Source organism: Pseudomonas anatoliensis (genome assembly GCF_017976235.1).
GTDB lineage: Bacteria > Pseudomonadota > Gammaproteobacteria > Pseudomonadales > Pseudomonadaceae > Aquipseudomonas > Aquipseudomonas anatoliensis.
This window is the reverse complement of record NZ_JACVHC010000005.1, coordinates 204,880-229,230: the sequence shown is the minus strand read 5'-3', so window position 1 is coordinate 229,230 and position 24,351 is coordinate 204,880. Positions and strand designations below refer to the sequence as shown.

Sequence of the window (24,351 nt, the reverse complement as noted above, 5' to 3'; positions counted from 1 at the left end):
CTGCATGAGCAATCCCCTTGATCTTAGCCTGGACGGTGTTGAACGCCGCTCGCTGGCTGACTTCACCGAAAGTGCCTACCTCAACTACTCCATGTACGTGATCATGGACCGTGCCCTGCCGCATATCGGCGACGGCCTGAAACCGGTACAGCGGCGGATCATCTACGCGATGAGCGAGTTGGGCCTGGACGCCGATTCCAAGCACAAGAAATCGGCGCGTACCGTCGGCGACGTGCTCGGCAAGTTCCACCCGCACGGCGACTCGGCGTGCTACGAAGCGATGGTGTTGATGGCCCAGCCGTTCAGCTATCGCTACACGCTGGTCGACGGCCAGGGCAACTGGGGTGCGCCGGATGATCCCAAGTCCTTCGCTGCCATGCGTTATACCGAAGCGCGTTTGTCGCGCTATTCCGAAGTGCTGCTCAGCGAACTGGGCCAAGGCACCGCGGACTGGGGCCCGAACTTCGACGGCACCCTGCAGGAGCCGCTGGTGTTGCCGGCGCGCCTGCCCAACATTTTGCTCAACGGCACCACCGGTATCGCCGTGGGCATGGCCACCGACGTACCGCCGCATAACCTGCGCGAAGTCGCGACCGCGTGCGTGCGCCTGCTTGATGAGCCGAAAGCCACGGTTGAACAGCTCTGTGAACACATTCAGGGCCCGGATTATCCGACCGAAGCGGAAATCATCACACCGCGCGCCGACCTGCTGAAAATGTACGAAACCGGCAAGGGCTCGGTGCGCATGCGCGCCGTGTACCACGTCGAGGACGGCGACATCATCGTCACCGCGCTGCCGCATCAGGTCTCCGGGGCCAAAGTGCTGGAGCAGATCGCCGCGCTGATGCAGGCCAAACCGTCGAAAGCGCCGCAGATTGCTGACCTGCGTGACGAGTCCGACCACGAAAACCCGTGCCGCATCGTGATCATTCCGGTCAACAGCCGCGTCGATCACGAAGCATTGATGCAGCATCTGTTCGCCAGCACCGAGCTGGAGTCGACCTACCGGGTCAACGTCAACATCATCGGTCTGGATGGCAAGCCGCAGCTGAAAAACCTGCGCGCATTGCTGGTCGAATGGCTGGAGTTCCGCGTGCAGACCGTACGTCGCCGCCTGCAATTCCGCCTCGACAAGGTCGAGCGTCGCCTGCACCTGTTGGACGGTTTGTTGATTGCCTACCTCAACCTGGATGAAGTGATTCACATCATCCGTACCGAGGAACACCCGAAGCTCAAGCTGATCGAGCGTTTCGCCCTCAGCGAAATTCAGGCTGACTACATTCTCGACACCCGTCTGCGTCAATTGGCGCGACTGGAAGAGATGAAGCTGCGCGACGAGCAGGACGAACTGCTCAAGGAGCAAGCCAAGCTGCAAGCCCTGCTGGGCAGCGAAGCCAAGTTGAAGAAACTGGTGCGCACCGAGCTGATCAAGGATGCAGAGACCTATGGCGACGACCGCCGCTCGCCAATCGTCGAGCGCGCCGAAGCCAAAGCGCTGACCGAGCACGATCTGCTGCCGAACGAGAAAGTCACCGTCGTGCTCTCGGAAAAAGGCTGGATCCGTTCTGCCAAGGGTCACGACATCGACGCCACCGGCCTGTCTTACAAGGCTGGCGACGGCTTCAAGACCTCGGCGGCGGGGCGCTCCAACCAGTCTGCCGTGGTGATTGACTCCACCGGCCGCAGCTATTCGGTCGCTGCGCACACGTTGCCGTCGGCGCGTGGCCAGGGCGAACCGTTGACCGGTCGTCTGACACCGCCACCGGGTGCGACGTTTGAATGCGTGCTGATGCCCGAAGACGATGCGTTGTACGTGATCGCTTCCGACGCCGGGTATGGCTTCGTGGTTAAAGGTGAAGACCTGCAAGCCAAGAACAAGGCCGGCAAGGCGCTGTTGAGCCTGCCGAACAACGCTAAAGTCATCGCGCCACGGCCGGTGGCTGATCGTGAGCACAACTGGCTGGCCTCGGTCACGACCGAAGGTCGCCTGCTGATCTTCAAAATCAGCGATCTGCCACAATTAGGTAAGGGCAAAGGCAACAAGATCATCGGTATTCCCGGTGAGCGTGTCGCCAGTCGCGAAGAATATGTCACGGACATCGCGGTCATTCCGGAAGGCTCCACCCTGGTGTTGCAGGCCGGAAAACGCACGTTGTCGCTGAAGGCCGACGACCTCGAACACTACAAAGGTGAGCGCGGACGTCGTGGTAACAAGCTTCCGCGTGGCTTCCAGCGGGTCGATGCGCTGCTCGTCGAAAACCTCAATTAGGCGTCCTAGAGAGCTCGATCTACGATTTAACGCGTAGATCGACGCTTTGGCGCTGGAGTCGGAACGCATATTCACGGATGATATGGCCTTTCAAGCGCCGGCGTGGCCGAGCGTTCTTCATATTTATTGAGTATTTTCACTGTGGTCAGCTTTGTGGCGGCCACCTGGACGGGATGATGACTGCGCTGCGCCTTCCACTTATTTTGTTACTCGCTGGCGTTCTTGGCCTGGCGGGTTGCAGCGTTCACCAGCCGGTGTCGCTGTATCAACTGGACAGCGGAAGTCCGGTTCAGCCCGCGCAAAGCGCGGGCATGGCGGTTTTACTGGGCCCGGTAGTCGTAGCCGATTACCTGCAACGTGAGACCCTGTTGCAACGTCAGCCGGATGGCAGCCTGCAAGCGGCGACCGATGGTCGTTGGGCTGGTAGCCTTTCGTCGGATATTGATCAGTTGCTGATGCGTCAGGTTTCCGGTCATCTGGACAGCCAGCGTGTCGTTCTGGCACCGGCCACTGGCGGGTTCACCCCGGATGTGCAGGTGTTGCTGACCATCACGCGTCTGGACTCCGGTGCGAAGCAACCGGCGATTCTCGATGCGCAATGGCGCTTGATCGACCGTCGCGGCAAGGTGCGCGATAACCGCATTGTTCATCTGCAAGAGTTGCATCTGGGAAGCACGGCGTCGCAGGTGAAGGCGCAAGGCATTCTGTTGCAGCGTCTGGCCGAGCAACTGTCGGTAGCGCTCAAGCCATTGGCCAATCAGCCTCCTGTGGCAGAAGCACCGCGTAAAGCGGCGCAGAAACCCGCAGCGCGGGCCGAGGAAGCCGAGAAGCAGCCGAAGATCCCGATGGCATCGCCGATTCGTACAGACATGGAAGTGTTTCGCTTCTAAGGCTGGATCGAGTCAAGACAGAGCCCGCCATGTGCGGGCTTTGTTGTGTCTGGACGAACGAATAACACACGCGAGCCCTGTAGGAGCTGCCGAAGGCTGCGATCTTTTGATCTGGTCTTCAGGATCAAGATCAAAAGATCGCAGCGTGCCGCAGCTCCTACACGATCCGATTCCGCGTTCGAAGATCCTTTCAGGTGACCACAAAAAAGCCCGCAGACAATCACTCGTCTGCGGGCTTCTGTGCATCAGGGCTAGGGCTTAAGCCCGACGCTCATGCATCCGCGCCAGTTGCCGTTCCAGCATCGATGGATAAGGCTCCATCAACCGCTCTACGCAGCAAGCGCCCTCAGGGCTGGCAATCGGGCGGATCCGCGCACGCTGACGGATCAGCGCGTCATCACTGATCTTGCGCTCGACCAGCAGCAGGTTGCGGCTGTGTTGCGACAGGGCCAGGGCATCCTGCGCCGAATCAGTCAGCAGCAGATCGATCTGGCTCAAACCGAACAACTCATCGCCAAGGGTCAGGCCCAGCTGCAATTGCAGGGTGATGCCGCTGTCGGCGACTTCTATCTGCAATTGATGACCCAGTGCGCGCAGCAACTCGCCGCAGCAGATCGCGTTGGTCAGGTAGTCGTCGCCGCTGTCTTCGGTGTGGAACAGCATCAGCGTGCTGCCGTCGTTCAGGGTTTCGATTTCGCCCTGGTACAACGAAGCGGCTTGATCCAGGCAGTCGCGGTAGCGCGCCTGCAATTCTTCCAGACGTGCCCGAGGCAAACGGCGCAGTTGCTCTTGCGAGCCCAATTGCACCGCCAGCACGGCGGTGTGTTGCGGTACGTTCGGCGTCGCTTTGCGCACGGCCGGTGGCGCGACAGCAGTCAAAGACTCGTCGCGCAGGTCGGCGAACGCGTCGTCGTCATCATCGTCTTCGACGGTGCTGACCACATGGCGCGGAGCAGGCTTGTGCGCGGCCAACGGGCGGGTTTCGTCAAAGCTCGGGTCGCGCAGATTGCGTACTTCGAACTCCGGCTCGTCGTCCTCGTCCTCGAATTCAGGTTCCGGCTCAGGCTCGGGCGCAGGTTCCGGCGCGTAGTTGGCGTGCAGCTGACGGGCCAGATCGCCAATTTCATCCTGACGCTCTATGCCCGGCGTGTGCTCGTCGATCCGGCGCAGCCAGACGCGTAATTGCAGCAACGGTGTGGACAGATAGCGGCCCATGCGCAGGCTCAAGGCCAGCGACAGCGCCAACAGAATTGCACTGAGAATGCCCATGCTCTGCAAGCTGATGGTCATTGGCTGCTGGAACTGATCCATGTCCAGGCTGATGCGCAGTTGCCCGGCCGTCACGTCCTGAAAAGTGATCTTGCTCTCGTACATGCCCTCGGCTTCGCCCAACAGGCTGTGCTTGGGGCGCTGACCGGATTCGGCGAGGATGCGGTTATCCACGCTATAGATAGCCGCGTGGGCCACCAGTTTGTTCTTGGTCAGGTTATTGAGCAGCACGTTGAGGCTGAGGATGTCGTTGGACACCAACAGCTCCGTGGCGGAGGTGGCGGTCTGCGTGGTCAGGCTTTCGCCCAGCGCATCGGCCTGCTCGTGCATGGCCTGCTTGAATTGCAAACCCATCACGCCGGCATAGATCACCAGGGCCAGAGCGACCAGGATCACGTTATGGCTGGCAATGCGCAATGCAATCGGTACACGGCGGTGGCGCAGTGCACGGAAGATCAGCAGGAAGAAGTTATCGGTTTTAACTGGCGTAGGCCGGTTCACTGAGCTCGGCTCTTTTGTCCGTGAAGTTGACGCGCAGTATAGCGACAGGCCCTAGACCGGCAAAGCGCTCGCTGTGCCCGATGGTCACTGAAAGTGCGTAGAATGCGGTTTTTTTCCAGTTGCGGGGGTGCGCGTTGCGCGAAATCGTCCTGATTAACATCACGGGAGTCGACCGTCCTGGTCTGACGGCGGCCATTACGGGTGTTCTGGCCCAAGGTGGCGTGAACATTCTCGACATCGGTCAGGCGGTGATCCACGACACCCTGTCGTTCGGCATCCTGGTTGAAATTCCCGACTCCGAGCAAGGCAAATCCGTGCTCAAGGACATCCTGTTCAAGGGCTACGAGCTCGACCAGCAGGTGCGCTTCACTCCGGTGTCGGAAGAGGATTACCAGCAATGGGTGGGCAATCAGGGCAAGAAACGCCACATCGTCACCCTGTTGACCCGCAAAGTGACGGCCGGCCAATTGCAGGCTGTCAGTTCGATCACTGCCAAATACGGCCTGAACATCGATCACATTGACCGTCTGTCGGGTCGCATGCCGCTGGACACCCCGGCCGACAAGGGCAAGGGCTGCATCGAGTTTTCCGTGCGTGGCGAAGCGGCCGATCCGCAGGCGTTGCGTGCTGAATTCCTCAGTGTCGCGCAGGAACTGAACGTCGACATCGCCTTCCAGGAAGATTCGCTGTTCCGCCGTAACCGTCGCCTGGCGGTGTTCGACATGGACTCGACGCTGATTGAAGCCGAAGTCATCGACGAACTGGCCAAGGCCGCCGGTGTTGGCGAGCAGGTTTCGCAGATCACCGAGCGCGCCATGGCCGGCGAACTGGATTTCCGTGAGAGTTTCAAAGAGCGTCTGGCGTTGCTAAAAGGCCTCGACGTCAGCGTGCTGGATTCGATCGGTGCTTCGCTGCGCCTGACCGAAGGCGCCGAAACCCTGTTCGCCGAACTCAAGCGTCTGGGCTACAAGACCGCCATCCTGTCTGGCGGCTTCACCTACTTCGCCAAGCAGTTGCAGGCCAAGCTCGGCATCGATTACGTGTTCGCCAACGAACTGGAAGTGGTCGACGGCAAGTGCACCGGCGTGGCAATCGAGCCGATTGTCGATGCGCAGCGCAAGGCTGATCTGCTGAAAGAGTTGGCGCACAAGGAAGGTTTGCGTCTGGAGCAAACCATCGCGGTCGGCGACGGCGCGAATGACCTGCCGATGCTGGCGATTGCCGGGTTGGGTGTGGCGTTCCGCGCCAAACCGCTGGTCAAACAGTCGGCGAAACAGGCGATCTCGACCTTGGGTCTGGATGGCGTGCTGTATCTGCTGGGTTTCCGCGATCGCGACGGGCAGCTGTGATTTAACGATCAAAAGATCGCAGCCTGCGGCAGCTCCTACAGGGGATGGGTATTGCCTCTGTATTTGCTGTGAACTAAAGATCAAAAGATCGCAGCCTGCGGCAGCTCCTGCACAGGAATTTGTATTTCCCTGTAGGAGCTGCCGAAGGCTGCGATCTTTTGTTTTTAAAGCGACTTCCAAAGAGAATCAAAATCCTCCTCGCTCCCGCCATTCTGCGCGGCCTCCAGCGATCGATAAGCAAACTGATTGAAGCTGTGCGTACTCGCCACCCGTCGATCCAGACCGGCGCGGTGTTCTTCGCCCTGGGTGTTGATCAGCACTTTGCTGCCTTCCTGAAACGGCAAGCGTGGTGCCAGTAACGTTGCTGGCAGATCGATCGCGCTGATCTGCGGCAACAGCAATCCGCGTAAGTAATGGCTGTGATCGTCCCGCGAGCGCACCAGTTGCAGGCCGCACGGCTCGGCATGCGGCGCCACCAATTCGATGCCCATCTGCGTACCGCTGCCACGCACCTGACGAATCCAGCGAATCACCGCAATGCTCCAGCCAAGACTCACACTGTCCTGAATCCCGAGCATTTCTCCGGCCTGCAGCTCGGTGGGCACCTCTTGCGGCCAGCCCAGGCAATACCCACCGGGGCTGTGATTGATTACCGGCAACGCATAAGTCGGGTAGTGCGGCGTGCTGTCGGTGCTGTTTTCGTCCTCGACCAGACGGTCGTACTGGATTTCCTCGTAGGGTAAAAACTCGTCAGCCTTGCTCTGCGGCGCGGCGTCGAACGCCTGGCTCCAACTGTCCTTTTCACCCTTGGCCACCACGCTGTTGAAGTTTGCCGCACGGGCGCCGGGATGTTTCAGCAGATCGCTGAACGTACGCTCGCCGCCCAGGAAGAAGTGCAGGGCGCTCATGCCGACGCACACGGTCAGGTTGCCCTGACCCACTGTGCGCTGGAAACTGCGCTCGGCCGCCTGGCCCCAGGTCGCGTGTAAATGTTGCAGAGTGTCGAAACTGAGCCCCGCCGGTACGGCCAGCGGCGTCGAGGTGTGCTGGCGCAGCAGGTGCGCTTCGACGGCATTCACCAATAGCTGAGGATCAAAGCCGAGCAGTCCGGCCTTTTGCTCGTTGCGGAACATACTGCGATAGCGCGGGCCGGCGTCGATTTCAGCGCTGACCGCAAACAAGCCATCGTCCGGGCTGCCGGGATAGAGCTTGAGCAGCGCGCTCCACGGCTCCAGGACTTCCGCGAGCCGGGCGATCTGGTTCTGGCGCAGTTGATTGCAACGGGCACTGCCCAATAACAGTGTGGCGAGGTAGGTTTGTTCGACACTCAGTTCGGGCGTCAGGCTGGCGAGATCATCGTGTACACGACGTTGTTGCAGCTGCAATGCACACGCGGTGCGATACAGCTGATGCAGCTCGAACCACAGATGCTCTGGCGGCGAGCTGTACAGCTGCGTCGCGCGCACCAGTTGGCCTTTGAGTGCATGGGTCGCCCGTTGCAGGGCCTGGCTGACCAATGCCGCACGATCCTTGCTGTATTTCGGCGCGATGCGCAGCACGATCTGCTTGTAGCCGATGGCCAGATGACTTTGCAGCGCCTGACACAAGTTGCTGATCTTGCGTGAACGCTCGTCGAGCATGATCGCCTGATGCAGAAAGTGCCGCTCCAGATGCTGGCAGACGAAATACACCTCGGGACGCAGCAGCTCCAGCAGTTGCAGGCGATTGTCGCTGGGGGTCAGCAATAGGTTGAGTTCGCCGAGGCCCTGGTACAACTGACGGGCAGTTTCGCCGATGTTGGCCTTGGGCAGGCCGGCGATCCAGCGCTTGAGATCGCGCGGGGTGGCTTCGCAAAACGACAGGCGCGTTTGCGTCGGGGTGGTGGCGCGTAGTTGCGGAGGAGAGATGGTTTGGCTCATGCCAAAAACCATAGCAGCAAAAATTGGGGTCTGTCGCTACGGCGAACACTGTAGGAGCTGCCGAAGGCTGCGATCTTTTGATCTTGTATTTAGAACCAAGATCAAAAGATCGCAGCCTTCGGCAGCTCCTACAGGGGATCGGCGTGTTTCGTCGGATCAGGCTTTCGGCAGTGCCAGACCCTGGCCCATCTGCACTGGCGAACCGGCAACCAGTTCTTCAGTCCACTTCACTTGATCAGGGCCGAACAGCACGATCGCGGTAGAACCCAGCTTGAAGCGACCCAGTTCCGCGCCTTTTTCCAGATGAATCGGTGCACGGGCGGCTTCGTCGTAGCGGAAGGTTTTCAGCTCACGCTTGGGCGGCGTGACCAGACCGGCCCAGACGGTTTCGATCGAAGCAACGATCATTGCGCCGACCAGCACGACAGCCATCGGCCCGCGCTCGGTGTCGAAAATGCACGCCACACGCTCGTTGCGGGCGAACAATTCCGGGACGTTTTCGGCGGTGGTCTGGTTGACCGAGAAGATTCGGCCGGGGATATAAACCATTTCGCGCAGGGTGCCGGCCAGCGGCATGTGCACGCGGTGGTAGTCCTTCGGCGACAGGTAAACAGTCGCGAACTCGCCGCCCATGAACGGCGCCGCATTGGCCGCGTCACCGCCGAGCAGCTCCAGCACGCTGAAACTGTGGCCCTTGGCCTGGAACACGCGACCGTGTTCGATCGGGCCGAGTTGGCTGATCGCACCGTCGGCCGGGCTGAGGATCGCGCCCGGGGTTTCGTCCAACGGCCGCGCGCCGTCTTTCAGAGCACGGGTGAAGAAGGCGTTGAAGTGCTCGTAAGCGGTTACGTCTTCAACCAGCGCTTGCGACATATCGACTTGATAGCGCTTGGCGAACCAGGTGGTGAAGGCATTCTTGAACCACGGCACGCGGCACTCGGCGACGCAGCCGGCCAGGCGCGACAGCAGGTGATGAGGCAGCAGGTACTGGCTGAGGATAAACAGACGCTCTTTCATTAGTTGTCCTTAAAAACCTTAAATCTCGACTGGCGTGTCAGGGTGGTTGCCCCATTCGCCCCAGGAACCGGCGTAGCCTTTGACCCGCGGATAACCGAGGGACTTGGCCACCAGATAGGTGAAGCCCGACCGGTGATGGGTCTGGCAGTGGGTAATGATTTCTTTGTCCTTGGTGATCCCCAGGTCTTCGAGGATCTGCGGCATGTCAGTGCGAATGCGCAACTGACGCGCCTTGTCCATGCCGGCAGTCCATTCGAAATTGACCGCGCCGGGAATATGGCCTGCCTTGGCAGCCAAAACCTTCTCGCCGGAATACTCCAGCGGCCCGCGTGCATCCCAGATCGCCAGATCGGCAGCGCCGAGACGGCTTTGCAGGTATTCGCGAGTGGCGGTCGGCTCTTCATGCAGAGTCAGCGCGACCGGCCCACCGACGGCGGGTGGCACCTGGATCGACATCGGCGAACCTTCCGCCAGCCACGCCGGCAGACCGCCATCTATATAGTGATATTTGTCGTGACCGATCACGTCGAGCAGCCAGATGAAGCGCCCGGCCCAGCCGCCGCCCTCGTCGTCGTAGACCACGTAGACCGCGTCCTTGCGGTGCCCCAGCTCACCGAACAACGCTTCCAGATCGGCTTTCGCCGGCATCAGGCCCGGTGCTGGCGGTTGGCCGAGCTGGGTGCGTTTCGGATCGACAAAGCGTGCGCCGGGCAGATGACCTTCGGCATAGCGGGCGGGACTGGTCAGGTCCACCAGGATGAGTTCGCTGGCATCGAGGCGAGGGAGCAGGTCGCTCGGTTCGATAACGAGCGGCAAGCCAGAGAAGTCAGACATGTGAGGTCTCCAGAGCACAAAGGGGGGGATTGTAGCGCAGCCTCATCGGCCACGGCTGCTAAAGCTGTGCAGGGCTTTTTCGATGCACTGCGCGGTTTTGCCAAAGGCTTGTACGGTGATATCGGCGAACGGCCCGCCGCCCTGATCGGCGACGACGATCATGATCACCCGGCCGTTATTGACCAGTGAGCGCAGGAACAGATGCTCGCCACGGAACAACGTGCGCAGGCCCGCCGGCAACAATGCGGAGAATTGCGCGTTGTTCTCTGGATTGATCCGCACCTGTGCCTGCTGCGCGAGCAGTCGTTGCAGGACCTTGCTCTGGCTGACGACGAAATTCAGCGCCGCAGCTTCTTTCGGCAGGCCAACGGTTTGATGCACGCGCAAGTTCGACTGCGTGCGATCAGCCATCAGGATCATCACCCGCCGCATGCCGCTGGCCACTAGCGCGTCGCGGGCGGCGACGGTCAGGCTCATGGCATTGGTGAAGCGACTCGGCTCTGCCAGTAATTCGGCGCATTGCCGGCGCCACTGGGTCAAATCTTCGGCATTGGGCGCCGCCGCAGGCAGCATGCCAGCGGGCAAGCGACGCGTGCCCCACGGCCACAGCAACGACACCGCCGGGTGCCACAGGTCAGGCATCGCATGCTGACGCGCACTGTTGGCGGCTTGCTGGTGCAGCTGTTGTTGCACCTCGTCCATCGGAATCTGCAGATAAAGACTGGTCAGGTACTGCCAGCGCTCGCTGTGCGGGCTGTCCCACGCCTGCTGCGCCGACAGCGCCAGGCCGTTGGCCAGCAACACGGTATTGGCTGGCTGATTGAGCCAGCGGCGCAGAGTCGGATCATCGTCCAGACGGTTTTGCTGGCGTAGCGGATGCTCGCTGTCGCGGGCGATGCGCAACACTTTGACCAGTTCTCGGTGCTCGCTGAGCAGCAGTTTATAGCCCTGTTGCACCCAGATTGGCAGGTGCCAGACGGCCACCAGTGCTTGCGCGATTGCCAGCAGACGCACGCCAAACAATTGCTTCTCGACGGTGCGTGCCGATTCGCCCTTGTGGATCACCCGCAGCTCCCACTCTTCAAGCAATTGCGGGTAAGTCAGCGCCAGCGGCCACAGCGGCGAGAGGAACAACAGGCTGCCCCAATGAATGTCCTGCCACAGCCGCGCCAGGCGACTGGCAAAAAAACCGTTGGCCTGTTGCGTGGCGTGCTGGCTGATCATTTGCAGTTGGCGCAGGGCCTTGGGGATCTGCATCTGCGGAACGGCGGGCAGGCGCGCGAGCAATTCTTCGGTGCGGGCGAGGCCGAGGCGATTGATCGCCACTTCGAGATTTTCTGCCGGCGTGGCCATGTTGCCGTGGGTGTGACGATTGGCCTCACGGATGATGCTCAAGGCCAGCGCCGGGCTGTCTTGCATCAGGTCGGCGATGTCGCGAAGCGAGCTGCGATTGTCGCGGATCGCGCGGCAGACCTTGTCGTGCGCCTCCTGCGGTACGGGCAGTAGAACGCTGTCGAGCAGTTTTACCCAGCCGTCGAGTGTGGTCGGTTGTGCGTGTGGGACGTTCGTTTCATTAGCCATGTCTGGACAAGATCTTCACTGACTGTAGACGCGCCCGGCATGGGCTAAATTGGCTTTTCGCCTGAACTGGCTATAGTCTGGCGCAGTTTTGCCGATAAGTAGAAGAAGAGATTTTTTAACTTCCGAATATGACCTTGAACCCGACTTAAATAAGTACTTTCTACCTATGGCTAAAATTATCGGCATCATCGTCGTATTCGCGAGCGTGCTCGGCGGATACGTGCTCTCCCACGGCAAAATTGCCGCCCTGATCCAGCCTTTCGAGGTGTTGATCATCGGCGGTGCTGCACTGGGCGCTTTTCTCCAGGCGAACCCCAGCTACATGACGATGCACGTGCTCAAGAAATCCCTGAGCATGTTCAGTTCGCGCTTCACCCACACTTTCTATCTGGAAGTGCTGGGGCTGATCTACGAGATCCTCAACAAGAGCCGCCGCGAAGGCATGATGGCCATCGAGGGCGACATCGAAGATGCCGCCGCGAGCCCGATCTTCGCCAAGTACCCGGCGGTGCTTAAAGATGAACGCATGACCGCGTTTATCTGCGACTACCTGCGCATCATGTCCTCCGGCAACATGGCTCCGCACGAGCTGGAAGGCCTGTTCGACATGGAGCTGTACAGCCTCAAGGAAGACCTCGAGCACCCATCTCACGCGGTGAACGGCATTGCCGACGCCATGCCGGGTTTCGGTATCGTTGCGGCGGTACTCGGTATCGTGGTGACCATGGCCTCCTTGGGTGAAGGCGATCAGAAATCCATCGGCCTGCACGTTGGTGCGGCACTGGTCGGTACCTTCTTCGGTATTCTCGCCGCCTACGGCTTCTTCGGTCCGTTGGCGCATTCCCTGGCCCACGATGCCAAGGAAGAGCTGAACGTGTATGAAGCCATTAAAGCTTCGCTGGTGGCTTCCGCTTCCGGCATGCCGCCATCGCTGGCGGTGGAGTTCGGTCGCAAGGTTCTGTACCCGGCCCACCGTCCAAGCTTTGCCGAGCTCGAACAAGCGGTTCGCGGTCGCTAAGTCATGGAAAATAATCAGCCGATTATCATCAAGCGCGTCAAGCGCATAGCCGGCGGGCACCACGGCGGGGCATGGAAAATCGCCTTCGCCGACTTCGCCACGGCGATGATGGCGTTCTTCCTGGTGCTGTGGCTGCTGTCCACTGCAACGCCGGAGCAGAAGATTGCTATCGCCGGTTACTTCAAAGACCCGGTCGGCTTCTCCGAAAGCGGCACGCCATACATCATCGATCTGGGCGGTACGCCGACGCTGGCGCCGGAGAACACCCTTAACCCCGAGGTGAAGTCCCAGCCGCAACCGGACAAGGTCACCGTCGACACCGAGCAAGTCGAAGGCATGGCCGAAATGGTCGAGAAAGAACGCCTGGAACTGTTGCTGCAAGAACTGCAGAACAAGGTCGACGAGAACCCGCAACTGCAGAAATTCAAGGACCAGATTCTCTTCGAAATCACGCCGAACGGCTTGCGCATCCAGATCATGGACGCCGAGAACCGGCCGATGTTCGACTCGGGTTCTGCGCGCCTGAAGCCGTACTTCGAAGACATCCTGCTAGCCATGGCCGACACCATCAAAGCGGTGCCGAACAAGATCAGCATCAGCGGCCACACCGATGCCAAGCCGTATATCGGCACCGGCGATTACGGCAACTGGGAGCTTTCAGCCAACCGCGCCAACGCTGCACGGCGTGCGCTGATCGCGGGCAGTTATCCCGACGCGCAAGTGGCGCGGGTGGTCGGTTACGCTTCGTCGGCACTGTTCGACAAGGAAAAACCGTTCAATCCGGTCAACCGTCGCATCGATATCGTGGTGCTGACCAAAAAGGCTCAGGCGGCCATCGAAGGTGCGCAAGGCCCCGACGCTGCGAAGCCGGCCGAACAAGGTCAGAACGGTGCCGCGCCGGCAACCCCGGTCGACCCGAACGCCTTGCCGGCGGACCAGCAGCCGGTGCCTGCCCACGAGCTGCGCGAACGGCTGAACCTGTTCGACGACGCCGCGCCCAAACCGGCCGCGCCGGGCAGTGCGGCGCCAGTGCCGACAGCGCCACCGGCCACTGCACCGGCCCCCGCGCCGAAGCAGTGATTCACAAAAAAGCCGCGAGATGATCGCGGCTTTTTTGTGTCTGTCGGTTTGTGCTTCGCTGTGTTCGTTGGATCTTTCCCCCTCACCCCAGCCCTCTCCCCCCAGGGGGCGAGGGGGAAAGGGAGCCGATCTTCATGCGGTTCAAGACCTGAGTTCGACTCGGTCTTTCACGTCGGCGTAACTCGAACATCCGCCTCGGTCAGTCCCCTCTCCCTCCGGGAGAGGGTTAGGGTGAGGGGCATCAAGGGTGACGATGTTTCAGAACCCGCGCCGAATCCGGTTCTTCAGTTGTTCGTGGAACATGTCGGCATTGCGTTTGTAGGTGCCCTTGACGGATTCACTCATCGATTCCAACGACATCGACCGCTTGTTCGACACCTCCTCACGATACGCATCAATAAAGAAATCCAGATCACTCTCCGTGCTCAGCTTCGGCCATTTGTCCAGATACAACGGCAACTCCGCTGGCCCGGTCCTGAAGGAACAGATCCGCCGATTGCTGATCGTCGCCTCGCCGATCTCAAACGGCACCCACCACGACAACGCGGTTTTTTCCGAAACCACCGCCAGCAGGTGCGTGCACTCGGTGATGTTGCGCGTGATGACCCCGGTGATGTCGTCGGTGGTCTGCGATTCCGGGTCCAGCACGTCAAGGTAGGTCTTGATGTTGGCCCTGATCAGGCGGCTGTTGATCGCCATCGCGTGGGCGCGATCCATGTGGCGGTAGCTGATAAAGACTGGCATCAGAAATGTCCTTTGAGGGCGAGTTCGCGGTAGTAGGCGCCGAGGGCGGTGAGGCGGCAGCCGGTGGAATGAATGGCCGCGTAATACATGTGCTCGGCGTCCATCGGTTCTATCAGGCTGTGGCGGTTGCACTTTTGCAGCTGGGCGAAGACTTCGCCGTGTTCCGGATTGAAAGTGACTTCGGTGGGTTCGTAGCTGGGATCGAGCGGGAAAACCGACTCGGCTTCGGCAAACCATTCCGGCAGTTTGCGCAGGATCTCCTTGGGGATCAGCGGCGAGACTTCGCGCAGGGAAATGAACTGCGAGACGTTGGTTTTGAACACCGGACGCTGCTCCCAGGCATCGAGCGCGTTGTCGACGAAGGAATAGAGGCTGCCGGGGGTGATCTTGCCGAGGATGTTGGCTGCGCCGCCATGCAACGCCTGCAACAGCAGCCCGGTGAACACACCGTGTTGCGCGCCTTCCATGGCCGGCTCTTCCTTTTTGCACGCGGTCAGAATCGTCATGCCTTCACCGACCACGCTGCTTTCACTGCGCAACGCGCGCACCTCGCCGGCCGCGCCGCTTTGGCAGCAGTCGAGGATGATCACCTTGTTTTTGATCCTGGTCGCTTTGGCTGCCCAGTTGAGGATGTCGCTGATGCGGATGCCGTCCTTGGGGTTACGGAAATCCTGAGGCAGCAGCATGCCTTCATCATTGTCAGTGTCGAAGCCGCCATGCCCGGCGAAGTACAGCAGCGCGACGTTGCAGTCACCGGAAAACAGTTCGCGAATCTGGTCTTCGAGTTTCTCCCTGCTCAAGTGATCCTCGGCGGACGTCAGCACCACGTTCTTGAAGTTGGGGTCGCCATTGGCGTCGGTCCTCAGTACGGATGCCATGGCCATGGCGTCATTGCTGCACCCGCTCAAGCGCGAGATGTGTTTGTAGTCGTTGATCCCGATAAACAGTCCCTTGCGCATGGTTACACCGCCGTGTGCAGGCGAATCGCGCTGACAATGCTGTTGGTGTTCCACGCGCACTCGGCATGTGCGGCGTTGCGCACCAGATTGTCATGGCCGTGGGAGTGGTTCCACGAGTGGCTGATGAACAGATGGTAGGTTTGCATGGGGTTCCTCGGAGGTCGCGAACGTGCGAAGGAGGAACCGAATGTAGGCATCTGGGAAATGCCTACAAGATGTGCGCGGCAAAAGAGAAATGTCCTGCAAGCAGGCGTGCGCAGGCCTTACAGAAAAATCTGATGTTTAAAAAAACAGGGGATTTGTAGGGGACGATCCGACAACCGGCAGCACCTGAGACAGGTGCTGCCGGGTTAGCTGTTTAATAGCCGTTTTCAGGCAGACTGGCGATGATCGAGCGATAGCTGTTCATCCGTTGCTGCTGCACGCGGCCATCTTCCAGGGCCTTGAGCAGTGCGCAACCCGGTTCGCGATCGTGCTTGCAGTCGCGGAAGCGGCAGGTGCCGAGCAAGTCGTTGAACTCGATGAAGCCGGCTTCGACGTCGGCGCGGCTGACGTGGCCGAGGCCGAATTCGCGGATACCCGGGGAGTCGATCAGTTCACCGCCGCCAGGGAAGTGGAACAGCCGCGCGGTGGTCGTCGTGTGCGTGCCCTGGCCAGACAGCTCGGACAACGGCCCGACGCGGGTTTCAACCTCGGGCAGCAAGCTGTTGACCAGCGACGACTTGCCAACGCCGGACTGGCCGACGAACACGCTGATGCGCCCGTCGAGCTGCTGTTGCAGTTGTTCCATGCCGTTGCCGTGGTGCGCGGAAACTTCCAGCACCGGATAGCCGAGCGTGCGGTAAACCGCCAGCAGCGCGTTCAGCGCCGGGGCGTTCTGCTCGTCGATCAGGTCGAATTTGTTCAGCAGCAACAGCGGCCGGATACCGGCGTGTTCAGCCGCGACCAGGTAGCGGTCGATCAGGTTGGCATGCGGCTCGGGCAGCGGGGCGAAAACGATGACGATCATGTCAACGTTGGCGGCGACCGGTTTGAGCTGGCCACGGCTGTCCGGGCGGCACAGCTCGGTGGTACGCGGCAGTTGCGCGACGATCACACCGATGCCCTGGTTACCGGCACGCCAGACGACGGTATCGCCGGTCACCAGCGCCGGCAGGTTGGCGCGCAAGTGGCAGCGGAATACCTGGCCGGCGAGTTCGCCGTCCTTGGCCTCGACTTCGACCTGCACACCGAAGTGTGCAATCACCAGGCCGGTCTGTTCCGGGCCCAGGTCGCCGCCCTCCAGGGCCTCGACAGCCGAGGACTCGCGTTTGGCGGCGCGTGCGGCGCGCTCGCCCTGAATTTTTTCGATGCGCCAGTTTTGACGTCGATTGAGTTGGCGTTTGGCCATGGGTGTTCCGTCTGAAGAATGCAGCGATTAGGTAAAACGGCCGCGAGTTTAGCACGCCCGGCCACCGGCCTAGGCTAAACTGCGCAGCATTGCCTAGGAGCCGAAATATGCAAAACCCGCAGAATTTGATCTGGATCGACCTGGAAATGACCGGTCTGGATCCGGATAACGACGTCATCATCGAAATGGCCACTATCGTCACTGACAGCGACCTCAACACTCTCGCCGAAGGGCCGGTGATCGCCATTCACCACAGCGACGAAGTCCTCGCGCGCATGGATGAGTGGAACACCCGCACCCACGGCAACTCCGGCCTGACCCAGCGCGTACGCGACAGCCGCGTCAGCATGGCCGAAGCCGAAGCCGAAACCATCGCCTTCCTCGAAAAGTGGGTGCCGAAGGGCAAATCGCCGATCTGTGGCAACAGCATCTGCCAGGATCGTCGCTTCCTTTATAACCACATGAAGGCGCTGGAAAGCTACTTCCACTACCGCAACCTCGACGTGTCGACCCTCAAGGAACTGGCCGCGCGCTGGGCGCCGGACGTACGTGACAGCTTCAAGAAGGGCAGCACGCACCTTGCGCTGGACGATATCCGCGAATCGATTGCCGAGCTGCAGCACTACCGCAAGCATTTCATCAAGTTCTGAGATTGGCGAACTTCGCTATCGCCCTCTTTTGGTGCCATGGCGAAGTCAGTAGACTGCGCGCCTTCCTGCAAGGATCGCCACCATGTTGCTGATGCTCTACCTCGTCGCCATCACCGCTGAAGCCATGACTGGCGCCCTGTCTGCCGGGCGTCGTGGCATGGACTGGTTCGGCGTGGTGCTGATCGCCTGCGTCACGGCATTGGGCGGCGGTTCGGTGCGCGACGTGCTGCTTGGGCATTACCCGCTTACGTGGGTCAAGCACCCGGAGTATCTGGTGCTGACATCAGTGGCGGCGATGTTCACCGTGTTCACCGCCCGCTGGATGCGTCACCTGCGCTCGCTGTTTCTGGTGCTCGATGCGGTCGGTCTGGTGGCATTCACCCTGATCGGCTGCATGACCGCCCTGGAAATGGGCCACGGTATGCTGGTGGCGTCTGTCAGCGGTGTAATTACCGGAGTGTTCGGTGGCATATTGCGCGATATCTTCTGCAATGATATTCCGCTGATCTTCCGTCGCGAACTTTACGCCAGCGTGTCATTTGCCGCAGCGTGGTGCTACATGCTGTGTCTGTATCTGAACTTGCCGAGTGAGCAGGCAATACTGATCACACTGTTCGGTGGTTTTCTATTGCGCTTGTTGGCGATCCGTTTTCATTGGGAGATGCCCAAGTTTGTATATAACGACGAACATTGAAATTTGCTGTGGTCGCTATTTGTAAACGGATGACTAACTAGTCGATAGTCGGCGATTATAAGTGTGTGCATGTTTCTTACATTTTTAGGTTTGTCGCTCTTTTGAAGGTCGTGTTATTTTTTTGATCGGTTATCTCAGTATCGATTATCGAAACAAGCATGAATTCAAAGGAGTTGCATCATGGATGTAGAATTAGGCGTAGCACGGACCGCGGAAGCCATGTCGGTAGTTCTCGATGGTATTTCCAGCTTCAAGGTAAAGTTTGATGCGAGTGACGCTACCCGCAGCAAGACTCTATTCGGCAATGGGCGTATGCAGGTAAAAGTGCAGGTTCTGGTCACCGGAGTTGATAGTAATGGAACTCCAGTACATGTGCCTGCCGTAGTCATGGATAGCATTGAGCTTATCCATTACACCACCGGCAAAACCCTGCGCGCTGGCTGGGCCGCAAGCGCCGAGCAAGGGCGATTCACGCTGGAAGCACCAGCGGTCACGACCGTGGGTGGGGGCGATGACGATGCGGAGGATGACGTTCTACATCACCAGGTTCGCACGTTCTGGGTGTCGTCGTCGGGTGCCGGGACGACCCAGATCGCCGCGCGCCTTTCCCTCCAAGGCCAGACGATCACCACCAATGGAACTGCGCTCGGCGGTGTTCATGACAGCAGCGTGACGCTGGAGGCGCAACCACCACAAGCCTACGCGATGGAACAGTTCCGCTGGCATATGACCCGCCGGGGAAATGAGGAGCCGCGTAATCGTATCTTTAACTATTATCTTGGTTTATATCCAAACGGGCAGCAAATCAAACTGGTTGACTGGATTGCCGATGGAGCAGTGGCTGAAGAAAATTATAAGTTTGTTTCAGCTAATAAACTTTACGAATACGCGACGAATTATCTCAGCGGTATTTTGGCTCGGCCAACAGCTACGCATGTGCAACTGTCATTGCCCTACAACGGAGACGCGACTGCTTTTACATTTTTCCGTGATGCGATTACGCGGGATTCGAAACTTTACAGTGTGAGGGTAAATGACCGAGATGGAGAACTGACGTTTGTGCAGGCTCTCTCCGAATATTCGAGGATTGCACCTGAATTCAAAAGTGACAAAGTCTTTCGGTTTCGCGCCATTGATCAACATGGTACGGAGCATAAACTGGCGATTCGCACCGATTTCGCAGCGCGCAATTTCTATCTTGAACGAGGTTGAGTGCCGCCTCATTCAATTTGCGTACCGCACTAAAGCAGGCAGTCCGATAAACTGAATTTTCGCTCGTCAAGTATTGCGATATGCAGAATTTGTATGTCTGTCATGCGTTGACTCTGTAGGAATACGGAGTCTTCGCAACCACACGCCAACAGTTCTGAACTCTGTGCTAACGCACGTAATCAGCGTGGATTTTGCCGCCGCGTGCTGCTACATCCTGTGTCTGTATTTGAATGTGCCGGGTGAGCGAGCCATTCTGATTACCTGTGTGCGAATTTTTGTTGCGTCTGCTGGCCATTCGTTTTCATTGGAAAATGCCGAGTTTTTTGTAAAGAACAGTGTTGAAATGTTTTGCAGTTGCTGTTTGCGCGCGGGTAATTAACTTGTCGGTCTTTGGTGATCATAAGTGTATGGATGTTTCTTGCGTTTTCCGCTTTACCGATCTTTTGACGGTTGTGTTATTTGTTTAGTCGGTTGTCTCAATATCGATTATCAAAATAAACATGTTTCAGAGGCGTCCATGACCGCAGCGTGACCGTGGAGGCGCAGCCGCCACAAGGCTACGCGTTGGAGCAGTTCCGCTGGGGGAGCATCCGACGGAGAAATGAGGAGTCGGGTAATCGTATCTATAACTTTTATCTTGGTTTGTATCCACAGGGGCGATTAACACGGATTCGGTAGAGTGCTATTTCCATCTTGAACGAGGTTGAACGCCGAAACATTCAATTTGCGGTGAATGTGGTAGACATGTATGCCGCTTTACAAAAGGCATGCCACTAAACTGAATTTCGCTCATCAAGTATTTGCGATACGCAGTATTTGAATGTCTGTCATGCGAAGACCCTGTAGAAATACAGGGTCTTCGCAACCACATTTCAAGGATGAAATCCCATGGTTGGCAAAACGCCAAAAACCCCACTGGCACCCGTTCCCTCCGTTTCTCGCAAACGGATCCAGCCGCCTGACCCACCATTACGCGTCGAAACTTTTCTCCCTCCGATAGCTCACCCTTTAGTTACGAGCTCTGTGCTAACCCACACAGGCAGCCCGATACATGTTTCTCCAATCGTTGCCACTGCCGCCATCAAAGTCAGTCCTTATCCCCACAAACCTGACTCGCCAAGCGGCGCCGCGGTATCGATGGCCCGATCTCTGGAGGAGTTTTATACGCCGGTACCGTCGTGGATACCGAATACCGAGGCCGATGGAACATTGCTGTTCAAGCGGCGCCAATACGTGGCCGTAGACCATGAGCACTTTGTGCAAGTGGTTCGCGATCCCGCCAGTGGCCACCTGCGCGCAACACTGTCGATTGAACGAACGCCCTCGGGGCCGTGGCTTCAGCGTGATCCCGTCAGCGGATTCTGGCGTTGCGTGGAGCAACCAAGGATGGAGACTGTCACCGGCGCGTGGGGCCAGGCTGTCGAGCGCCCCGCGCAATGGCAGGTCGCGCAGCTATTCCGACGGTTAGGTCAGTCAGTCGCGATGTTCTCCGATGCCACCGTCGCCCGCATTCTCGCAGTGAGTGGTATCGATGATGATTTGCTGCATCGCCTCTACGCCCGATCCCGTCGCCCGCCTGCGCTGCTGGAAGACACGGTCAGGCGCTTCAAGCTTGATCAGCAGATCCGGCAGTTGGTCACCCATCTGGAGAGCGACGACCCCTCGGTATACGTCAAGGCCGATCCTCAGTTGCAGTTATTGCTGCTGAAAGCCAATGGCGTTGATGTTGCAAGCACCCCTCTGTTCAGGGGTGACTTACTCCCCTGTGTTGTCAGGACGCTGGATGCTGCATTGCTCGAAAAACTGCTGGCACCAACGGCAAGCGCGCAATCCGGTTTAACGCCGCTGGACTCACGGGTTGGCCGTTTACGCAAACTAATGGCCCGTTGGGCTCGGCACGCGCCAGAGCAGCTATTCAAAGCTCGAGAAGAAGCGTTCGAACTGGACTGTAACGAAACCACCCTGCAGATACGCCGGGTTTTTCCGAACCTGCCGAAGACTGCGGCTATGGAAATCTGGCGTAACGCGAGTGCCTCCGAGCGATTGCGGGTGCAAGGTAACCAGAGCATGTCCGACCCCATGATGAATGACGCCTTGCTGCTGTGGCGAGAGATCAGGATCGCGAGGGCATGTGAGGGCATTTACCTGCCGGCAGCCTCCAGTCTGGACAGCGACAGCGTGGCGCTACTGATGATTGCCGACTTGTCCCAATGGCCGCGAGACATGGCGATAGAGATTCGCCACTACGATAGGGGAGGCAAATTGTTGGCCGCTGTCGGAAAATCCGAAGTTGAGAAAACTCGCATTCTGGTGCGCACTGACGACGGTTATGTCATCGAAAATGGCGCCGCACTCAAATCGCAGCGGGCGCGCGATGTGTATTCGGCACTCCTGTTGACCTTGCAGCCTGCGCAGCGTCAAGCCTTCGGTTTGTCTGCCGATGAGGGCAAGTTGCTGCAGCGACGAATCCGGACGCAGCCTCTACCATCACGACAACGTATCAGCGAGGCGCTCGGGTTGCCACCGACCCCGATCGATACGCATGGTCAAGGCCTGGTGCCGCGCGATAGGGGATCGCTGCGCGGCGGTGGTGATATTGACCCCGCCCCCTCTACTTCAGATGTACAGCGCCTGCGTGAACTTTATCCGGCGTTATCGGAGGACGAGGTGGCCAAATTCATGTCCCGCGGCGGCCAGCTTTCCAGTGTGTTGACGCGGCTGGAAAAGGAGTTCGCGACACTGCGCAGCGATTTGGCGGTCTGGAGTGCCGAGGTGCCCGCTGAATCGTCCTCGACGGGCCAAGGGAATGTGCTGACACTCGCCGAACAACGCCAGGCTCGCCAACAGTTCAGCGCAATGCTGCAAGATATCTGGCAGCGCAAGTCGGTTTCGCAATGGGGGGAGGGAGACTATCATTTTTCTTACTATGTCGATTTTTCGGGTGAATTACCGAGATTGTCCGCCAGATTTGAGTATGTAACAGAGTTGATATTGACCGTAAAAAACCCGGACGTCCGTATAGGCACGTTTCTTGATTGCTTTCCCAATATTCAATTTTTAGGGGTAGTTGGCATAAAAATGGAAGAGTTCCCGTCAGGAATTTTTCAAATGCGCCAGTTAAGCGAACTTACACTGGACGGGTGCGCTCTAAAACTGTCTGAAGTCACGGCTGAGGGGGTGTCCAGAATCGAAACGCTCACCTTGTTGAACCTGGCAAACAACCCTCTTACAGTCGCTCCGCATATAGGCTACATGGCAGGTTTGAGCGAGTTGATGCTGAGCAACGCAAATCTTTCCAGTGTCCCTTCAGGCATAGGTGCGCTCAAGGAGCTAGAGCTTGTGGCATTACATAATAATAATATTTCCGACGTGGGGTATGAGTTGTTTGATATTCCGGATACACAGGATCTATTCGTTGGTTTAGTGCATAACCCACTAAGTGATACGTCGAGACAGCGGATTGAACAGTATCTTGAAAATTCCAGTATGGACCGTAAGGTGGAAATCCAGACGGAGGGGGAAGTTTTAGAGTCTGACTCCGATAGTGAGTCTTCAGAAAGCGGGATCTCGACTGCGTCAGGAAGCGACTGAATATTGGTGAAAGTAACGGCTCCTTTGTTTTCCTGAGATAACCTGACAAGAATAAACTGCCCGGTGGCTCCCCTTTTGATTCTGTTGAGTTGAGGTCAGGAGGGGAGAAGGTCATTGAGTGCTGGAATCATGGGGGCAGGAAGAGTGTTGTTAAAGTCCGCTTCATGTGATCTACGATTTTTGAATGTATAAGCATTTGTGTGGGTTGTTGATGGTGATGTTAAAATATTACTCCCTCACAATTTGTCGAATGTCGCGGCTGTTTTTATTCAAGTCGATTCTCCATAGTTTGCTGAGTCCTTAGAGGGCGGAATCTATTAATCAGCAAGGTATTGTTAGATGTTTGATGAGCAAATTGGTATTTCCCGTATCGAGGTAAAACTCGACTCCACAAGGTCAGGCCAGCATAAAGTGCTTTATGCCAATGGGCGCATGCAGGTGCGGGTGTTGGTACTTCTACACGGGATCGATAACAATGGCGACGGCGCTTCACTGTATGGTCATCCCGCGTTGCAGACACTGCGCTTGATTGCCTATAACGGTGCTCGAGCTCTGGACGGGGATTGGCAAGTATCCGTTCAGGAAAATCGGTATAACCACGAAATGTCGGGTGGAGTATCGCATCTCACAGAGGTTGCTAAGGTTACCGATAACCGAATAAGCAGCAATTTGGATCCGGTGCAGATTTTTGAGTTCTGGGTTTCCGCCACCAAGACCGGAATCATGGAGGTTGCCGCCGAAATCGTCATGAACGAAGAGGTATTGAGAAGCAACGGACTTGGTTTTGACAGCAGCGTTACGCTGGAGGCGATTCCACCGAAAGAGTATTCGCTGAGTGACTTCTCGGTGAGCAAATACGGAGACCAGGAGCGGCGTGATCGTTACGACTGGATCCAGACTTATCATATTGCCCTGCACGCGGAGGGCAGGCAGATTTCCCTCCTGGATTGGTACAGTAGCGAAGTAAGGCTTGCGTATTACGATTCCGATACTGCGGTGCAAGTGTATGTGTCCGGAAATATTCCCGATACTGAGGATAATCGGCGGTGTTTTTATGGCTATATGGCGCCGATGTATAAGCGCAGCGCAACGTTTCGCAGCCCTCGCCTTGGTTATATGACGGTGCCTGTGAACAAAGTAGCAGGGCGATTGACGCTCATTCAGTATATTTCCGCTGATTCTCAAGAGGGCGGCGAAAACAAAAACGGATTCGAGTTCTCGGTATTTGATGAGTTTGGTACGGAACATCGGCTGTGTCTCGAAGGCGACAAAGAGCAGCGTACTTTTATTCTGGTTAAGTCAAAGCGACCGATGCAACAGTTCTGGTCTCGTTAAGTCCGGCCAGGCCAGCACACAGTTCGCTGGCCTGCTGTTGTAGGCCGTA

General features: G+C 58.2%; 19 protein-coding genes and 1 pseudogene. 11 read left to right on the top strand and 9 right to left on the bottom strand.

The annotated features are described in order from the left end of the window. The first annotated feature begins 4 nt into the window (after positions 1–4). Both parC and ICA16_RS17910 read left to right on the top strand, forming a co-directional pair. Positions 5–2,269, top strand: a complete 2,265-nt coding sequence (gene parC, locus ICA16_RS17915) for a DNA topoisomerase IV subunit A (protein ID WP_150602656.1) — start codon at positions 5–7, stop codon at positions 2,267–2,269. 176 nt (positions 2,270–2,445) lie between these two features. Next, on the top strand, positions 2,446–3,159 hold the full coding sequence (locus ICA16_RS17910) for a PqiC family protein (RefSeq protein WP_150602655.1): 714 nt from the start codon (positions 2,446–2,448) through the stop codon (positions 3,157–3,159). A 258-nt stretch (positions 3,160–3,417) separates the two neighbouring features. Here ICA16_RS17910 and ICA16_RS17905 read toward each other — a convergent pair whose 3' ends face one another. Continuing rightward, positions 3,418–4,929 (bottom strand): AhpA/YtjB family protein, encoded by a 1,512-nt coding sequence (locus ICA16_RS17905; protein WP_150602654.1) that lies wholly within the window; start codon positions 4,927–4,929, stop codon positions 3,418–3,420. Positions 4,930–5,063: 134 nt separating this feature from the next. Here ICA16_RS17905 and serB point away from each other — a divergent pair, with 134 nt between their 5' ends. After that, positions 5,064–6,278: a phosphoserine phosphatase SerB gene (gene serB / locus ICA16_RS17900; protein ID WP_150617558.1), complete on the top strand. Its 1,215-nt coding sequence runs from the start codon at positions 5,064–5,066 to the stop codon at positions 6,276–6,278. Positions 6,279–6,442: 164 nt separating this feature from the next. On the opposite strand, the gene ICA16_RS17895 is transcribed toward serB, so the two are convergent. The 4 genes from ICA16_RS17895 to ICA16_RS17880 form a co-directional block, all read right to left on the bottom strand. Then, on the bottom strand, positions 6,443–8,197 hold the full coding sequence (locus ICA16_RS17895; RefSeq protein ID WP_210701168.1) for a molecular chaperone: 1,755 nt from the start codon (positions 8,195–8,197) through the stop codon (positions 6,443–6,445). Between the two features lie 156 nt (positions 8,198–8,353). Further along, a complete protein-coding gene (asd, locus tag ICA16_RS17890) occupies positions 8,354–9,214 on the bottom strand; it encodes an archaetidylserine decarboxylase (RefSeq protein ID WP_210701167.1) in 861 nt (286 codons plus the stop codon). Positions 9,215–9,232: 18 nt separating this feature from the next. Beyond that, positions 9,233–10,048 (bottom strand): thiosulfate sulfurtransferase, encoded by an 816-nt coding sequence (gene rhdA / locus ICA16_RS17885; protein WP_150618015.1) that lies wholly within the window; start codon positions 10,046–10,048, stop codon positions 9,233–9,235. 42 nt (positions 10,049–10,090) lie between these two features. Continuing rightward, positions 10,091–11,629, bottom strand: coding sequence for an HDOD domain-containing protein (locus tag ICA16_RS17880; RefSeq protein WP_210701166.1), 1,539 nt, complete (start codon positions 11,627–11,629; stop codon positions 10,091–10,093). A 166-nt stretch (positions 11,630–11,795) separates the two neighbouring features. Here ICA16_RS17880 and motA point away from each other — a divergent pair, with 166 nt between their 5' ends. Together motA and motB are read left to right on the top strand one after the other, a co-directional pair. Continuing rightward, on the top strand, positions 11,796–12,647 hold the full coding sequence (gene motA / locus ICA16_RS17875) for a flagellar motor stator protein MotA (protein WP_150594024.1): 852 nt from the start codon (positions 11,796–11,798) through the stop codon (positions 12,645–12,647). Positions 12,648–12,650: 3 nt separating this feature from the next. Next, positions 12,651–13,727 carry a flagellar motor protein MotB gene (motB, locus tag ICA16_RS17870; protein ID WP_210701165.1) on the top strand — a complete coding sequence of 359 codons (1,077 nt, stop codon included), beginning with the start codon at positions 12,651–12,653 and terminating at the stop codon, positions 13,725–13,727. 258 nt (positions 13,728–13,985) lie between these two features. Here the strand turns inward: motB and ICA16_RS17865 are convergent, their stop codons facing one another. The 4 genes from ICA16_RS17865 to rsgA form a co-directional block, all read right to left on the bottom strand. Beyond that, complete coding sequence (locus ICA16_RS17865) at positions 13,986–14,471, bottom strand: toll/interleukin-1 receptor domain-containing protein (RefSeq protein ID WP_150618012.1); 486 nt, start codon at positions 14,469–14,471, stop codon at positions 13,986–13,988. After that, positions 14,471–15,430, bottom strand: a complete 960-nt coding sequence (locus ICA16_RS17860) for a caspase family protein (RefSeq protein ID WP_210701164.1) — start codon at positions 15,428–15,430, stop codon at positions 14,471–14,473. The genes ICA16_RS17865 and ICA16_RS17860 overlap by 1 nt, the downstream gene beginning before the upstream one ends. A gap of 2 nt (positions 15,431–15,432) precedes the next feature. Then, positions 15,433–15,576 carry a hypothetical protein gene (locus ICA16_RS17855; protein WP_191626423.1) on the bottom strand — a complete coding sequence of 48 codons (144 nt, stop codon included), beginning with the start codon at positions 15,574–15,576 and terminating at the stop codon, positions 15,433–15,435. A 212-nt stretch (positions 15,577–15,788) separates the two neighbouring features. After that, positions 15,789–16,820: a small ribosomal subunit biogenesis GTPase RsgA gene (rsgA, locus tag ICA16_RS17850; RefSeq protein WP_150602645.1), complete on the bottom strand. Its 1,032-nt coding sequence runs from the start codon at positions 16,818–16,820 to the stop codon at positions 15,789–15,791. A gap of 107 nt (positions 16,821–16,927) precedes the next feature. Here rsgA and orn point away from each other — a divergent pair, with 107 nt between their 5' ends. The 6 genes and pseudogenes from orn to ICA16_RS17825 all read left to right on the top strand — a co-directional run bounded on the left by orn (position 16,928) and on the right by ICA16_RS17825 (position 24,302). Beyond that, on the top strand, positions 16,928–17,470 hold the full coding sequence (gene orn, locus ICA16_RS17845) for an oligoribonuclease (RefSeq protein WP_150618010.1): 543 nt from the start codon (positions 16,928–16,930) through the stop codon (positions 17,468–17,470). An 82-nt stretch (positions 17,471–17,552) separates the two neighbouring features. Next, positions 17,553–18,164: a trimeric intracellular cation channel family protein gene (locus ICA16_RS17840; protein WP_150602643.1), complete on the top strand. Its 612-nt coding sequence runs from the start codon at positions 17,553–17,555 to the stop codon at positions 18,162–18,164. A 180-nt stretch (positions 18,165–18,344) separates the two neighbouring features. Further along, positions 18,345–19,376 carry an alkaline phosphatase family protein gene (locus ICA16_RS17835; RefSeq protein WP_210554262.1) on the top strand — a complete coding sequence of 344 codons (1,032 nt, stop codon included), beginning with the start codon at positions 18,345–18,347 and terminating at the stop codon, positions 19,374–19,376. A gap of 181 nt (positions 19,377–19,557) precedes the next feature. Next, positions 19,558–19,705: pseudogene (locus ICA16_RS28215) on the top strand (trimeric intracellular cation channel family protein); the annotation flags it as partial. A gap of 808 nt (positions 19,706–20,513) precedes the next feature. Next, entirely contained in the window at positions 20,514–22,967 is a 2,454-nt protein-coding gene (locus ICA16_RS17830) for a leucine-rich repeat domain-containing protein (RefSeq protein WP_210701163.1), read from the top strand. Positions 22,968–23,306: 339 nt separating this feature from the next. Next, positions 23,307–24,302 carry a hypothetical protein gene (locus ICA16_RS17825; protein ID WP_210701162.1) on the top strand — a complete coding sequence of 332 codons (996 nt, stop codon included), beginning with the start codon at positions 23,307–23,309 and terminating at the stop codon, positions 24,300–24,302. Positions 24,303–24,351: the final 49 nt, after the last annotated feature.

What these genes read in the sequence shown, in the direction of transcription:
- ICA16_RS17910 (WP_150602655.1), top strand. Translation starts at nt 2,446, where the DNA reads ATGACTGCGCTGCGCCTTCCACTTATTTTGTTACTCGCTGGCGTTCTT.
- ICA16_RS17895 (WP_210701168.1), bottom strand. Translation starts at nt 8,197, where the DNA reads ATGAGCCAAACCATCTCTCCTCCGCAACTACGCGCCACCACCCCGACG.
- motB (WP_210701165.1), top strand. Translation starts at nt 12,651, where the DNA reads ATGGAAAATAATCAGCCGATTATCATCAAGCGCGTCAAGCGCATAGCC.
- parC (WP_150602656.1), top strand. Translation starts at nt 5, where the DNA reads ATGAGCAATCCCCTTGATCTTAGCCTGGACGGTGTTGAACGCCGCTCG.
- ICA16_RS17840 (WP_150602643.1), top strand. Translation starts at nt 17,553, where the DNA reads ATGTTGCTGATGCTCTACCTCGTCGCCATCACCGCTGAAGCCATGACT.
- ICA16_RS17880 (WP_210701166.1), bottom strand. Translation starts at nt 11,629, where the DNA reads ATGGCTAATGAAACGAACGTCCCACACGCACAACCGACCACACTCGAC.
- ICA16_RS17865 (WP_150618012.1), bottom strand. Translation starts at nt 14,471, where the DNA reads ATGCCAGTCTTTATCAGCTACCGCCACATGGATCGCGCCCACGCGATG.
- motA (WP_150594024.1), top strand. Translation starts at nt 11,796, where the DNA reads ATGGCTAAAATTATCGGCATCATCGTCGTATTCGCGAGCGTGCTCGGC.
- rhdA (WP_150618015.1), bottom strand. Translation starts at nt 10,048, where the DNA reads ATGTCTGACTTCTCTGGCTTGCCGCTCGTTATCGAACCGAGCGACCTG.
- asd (WP_210701167.1), bottom strand. Translation starts at nt 9,214, where the DNA reads ATGAAAGAGCGTCTGTTTATCCTCAGCCAGTACCTGCTGCCTCATCAC.
- ICA16_RS17835 (WP_210554262.1), top strand. Translation starts at nt 18,345, where the DNA reads ATGGATGTAGAATTAGGCGTAGCACGGACCGCGGAAGCCATGTCGGTA.
- rsgA (WP_150602645.1), bottom strand. Translation starts at nt 16,820, where the DNA reads ATGGCCAAACGCCAACTCAATCGACGTCAAAACTGGCGCATCGAAAAA.
- orn (WP_150618010.1), top strand. Translation starts at nt 16,928, where the DNA reads ATGCAAAACCCGCAGAATTTGATCTGGATCGACCTGGAAATGACCGGT.
- ICA16_RS17855 (WP_191626423.1), bottom strand. Translation starts at nt 15,576, where the DNA reads ATGCAAACCTACCATCTGTTCATCAGCCACTCGTGGAACCACTCCCAC.
- ICA16_RS17830 (WP_210701163.1), top strand. Translation starts at nt 20,514, where the DNA reads ATGGCCCGATCTCTGGAGGAGTTTTATACGCCGGTACCGTCGTGGATA.
- ICA16_RS17825 (WP_210701162.1), top strand. Translation starts at nt 23,307, where the DNA reads ATGTTTGATGAGCAAATTGGTATTTCCCGTATCGAGGTAAAACTCGAC.
- ICA16_RS17860 (WP_210701164.1), bottom strand. Translation starts at nt 15,430, where the DNA reads ATGCGCAAGGGACTGTTTATCGGGATCAACGACTACAAACACATCTCG.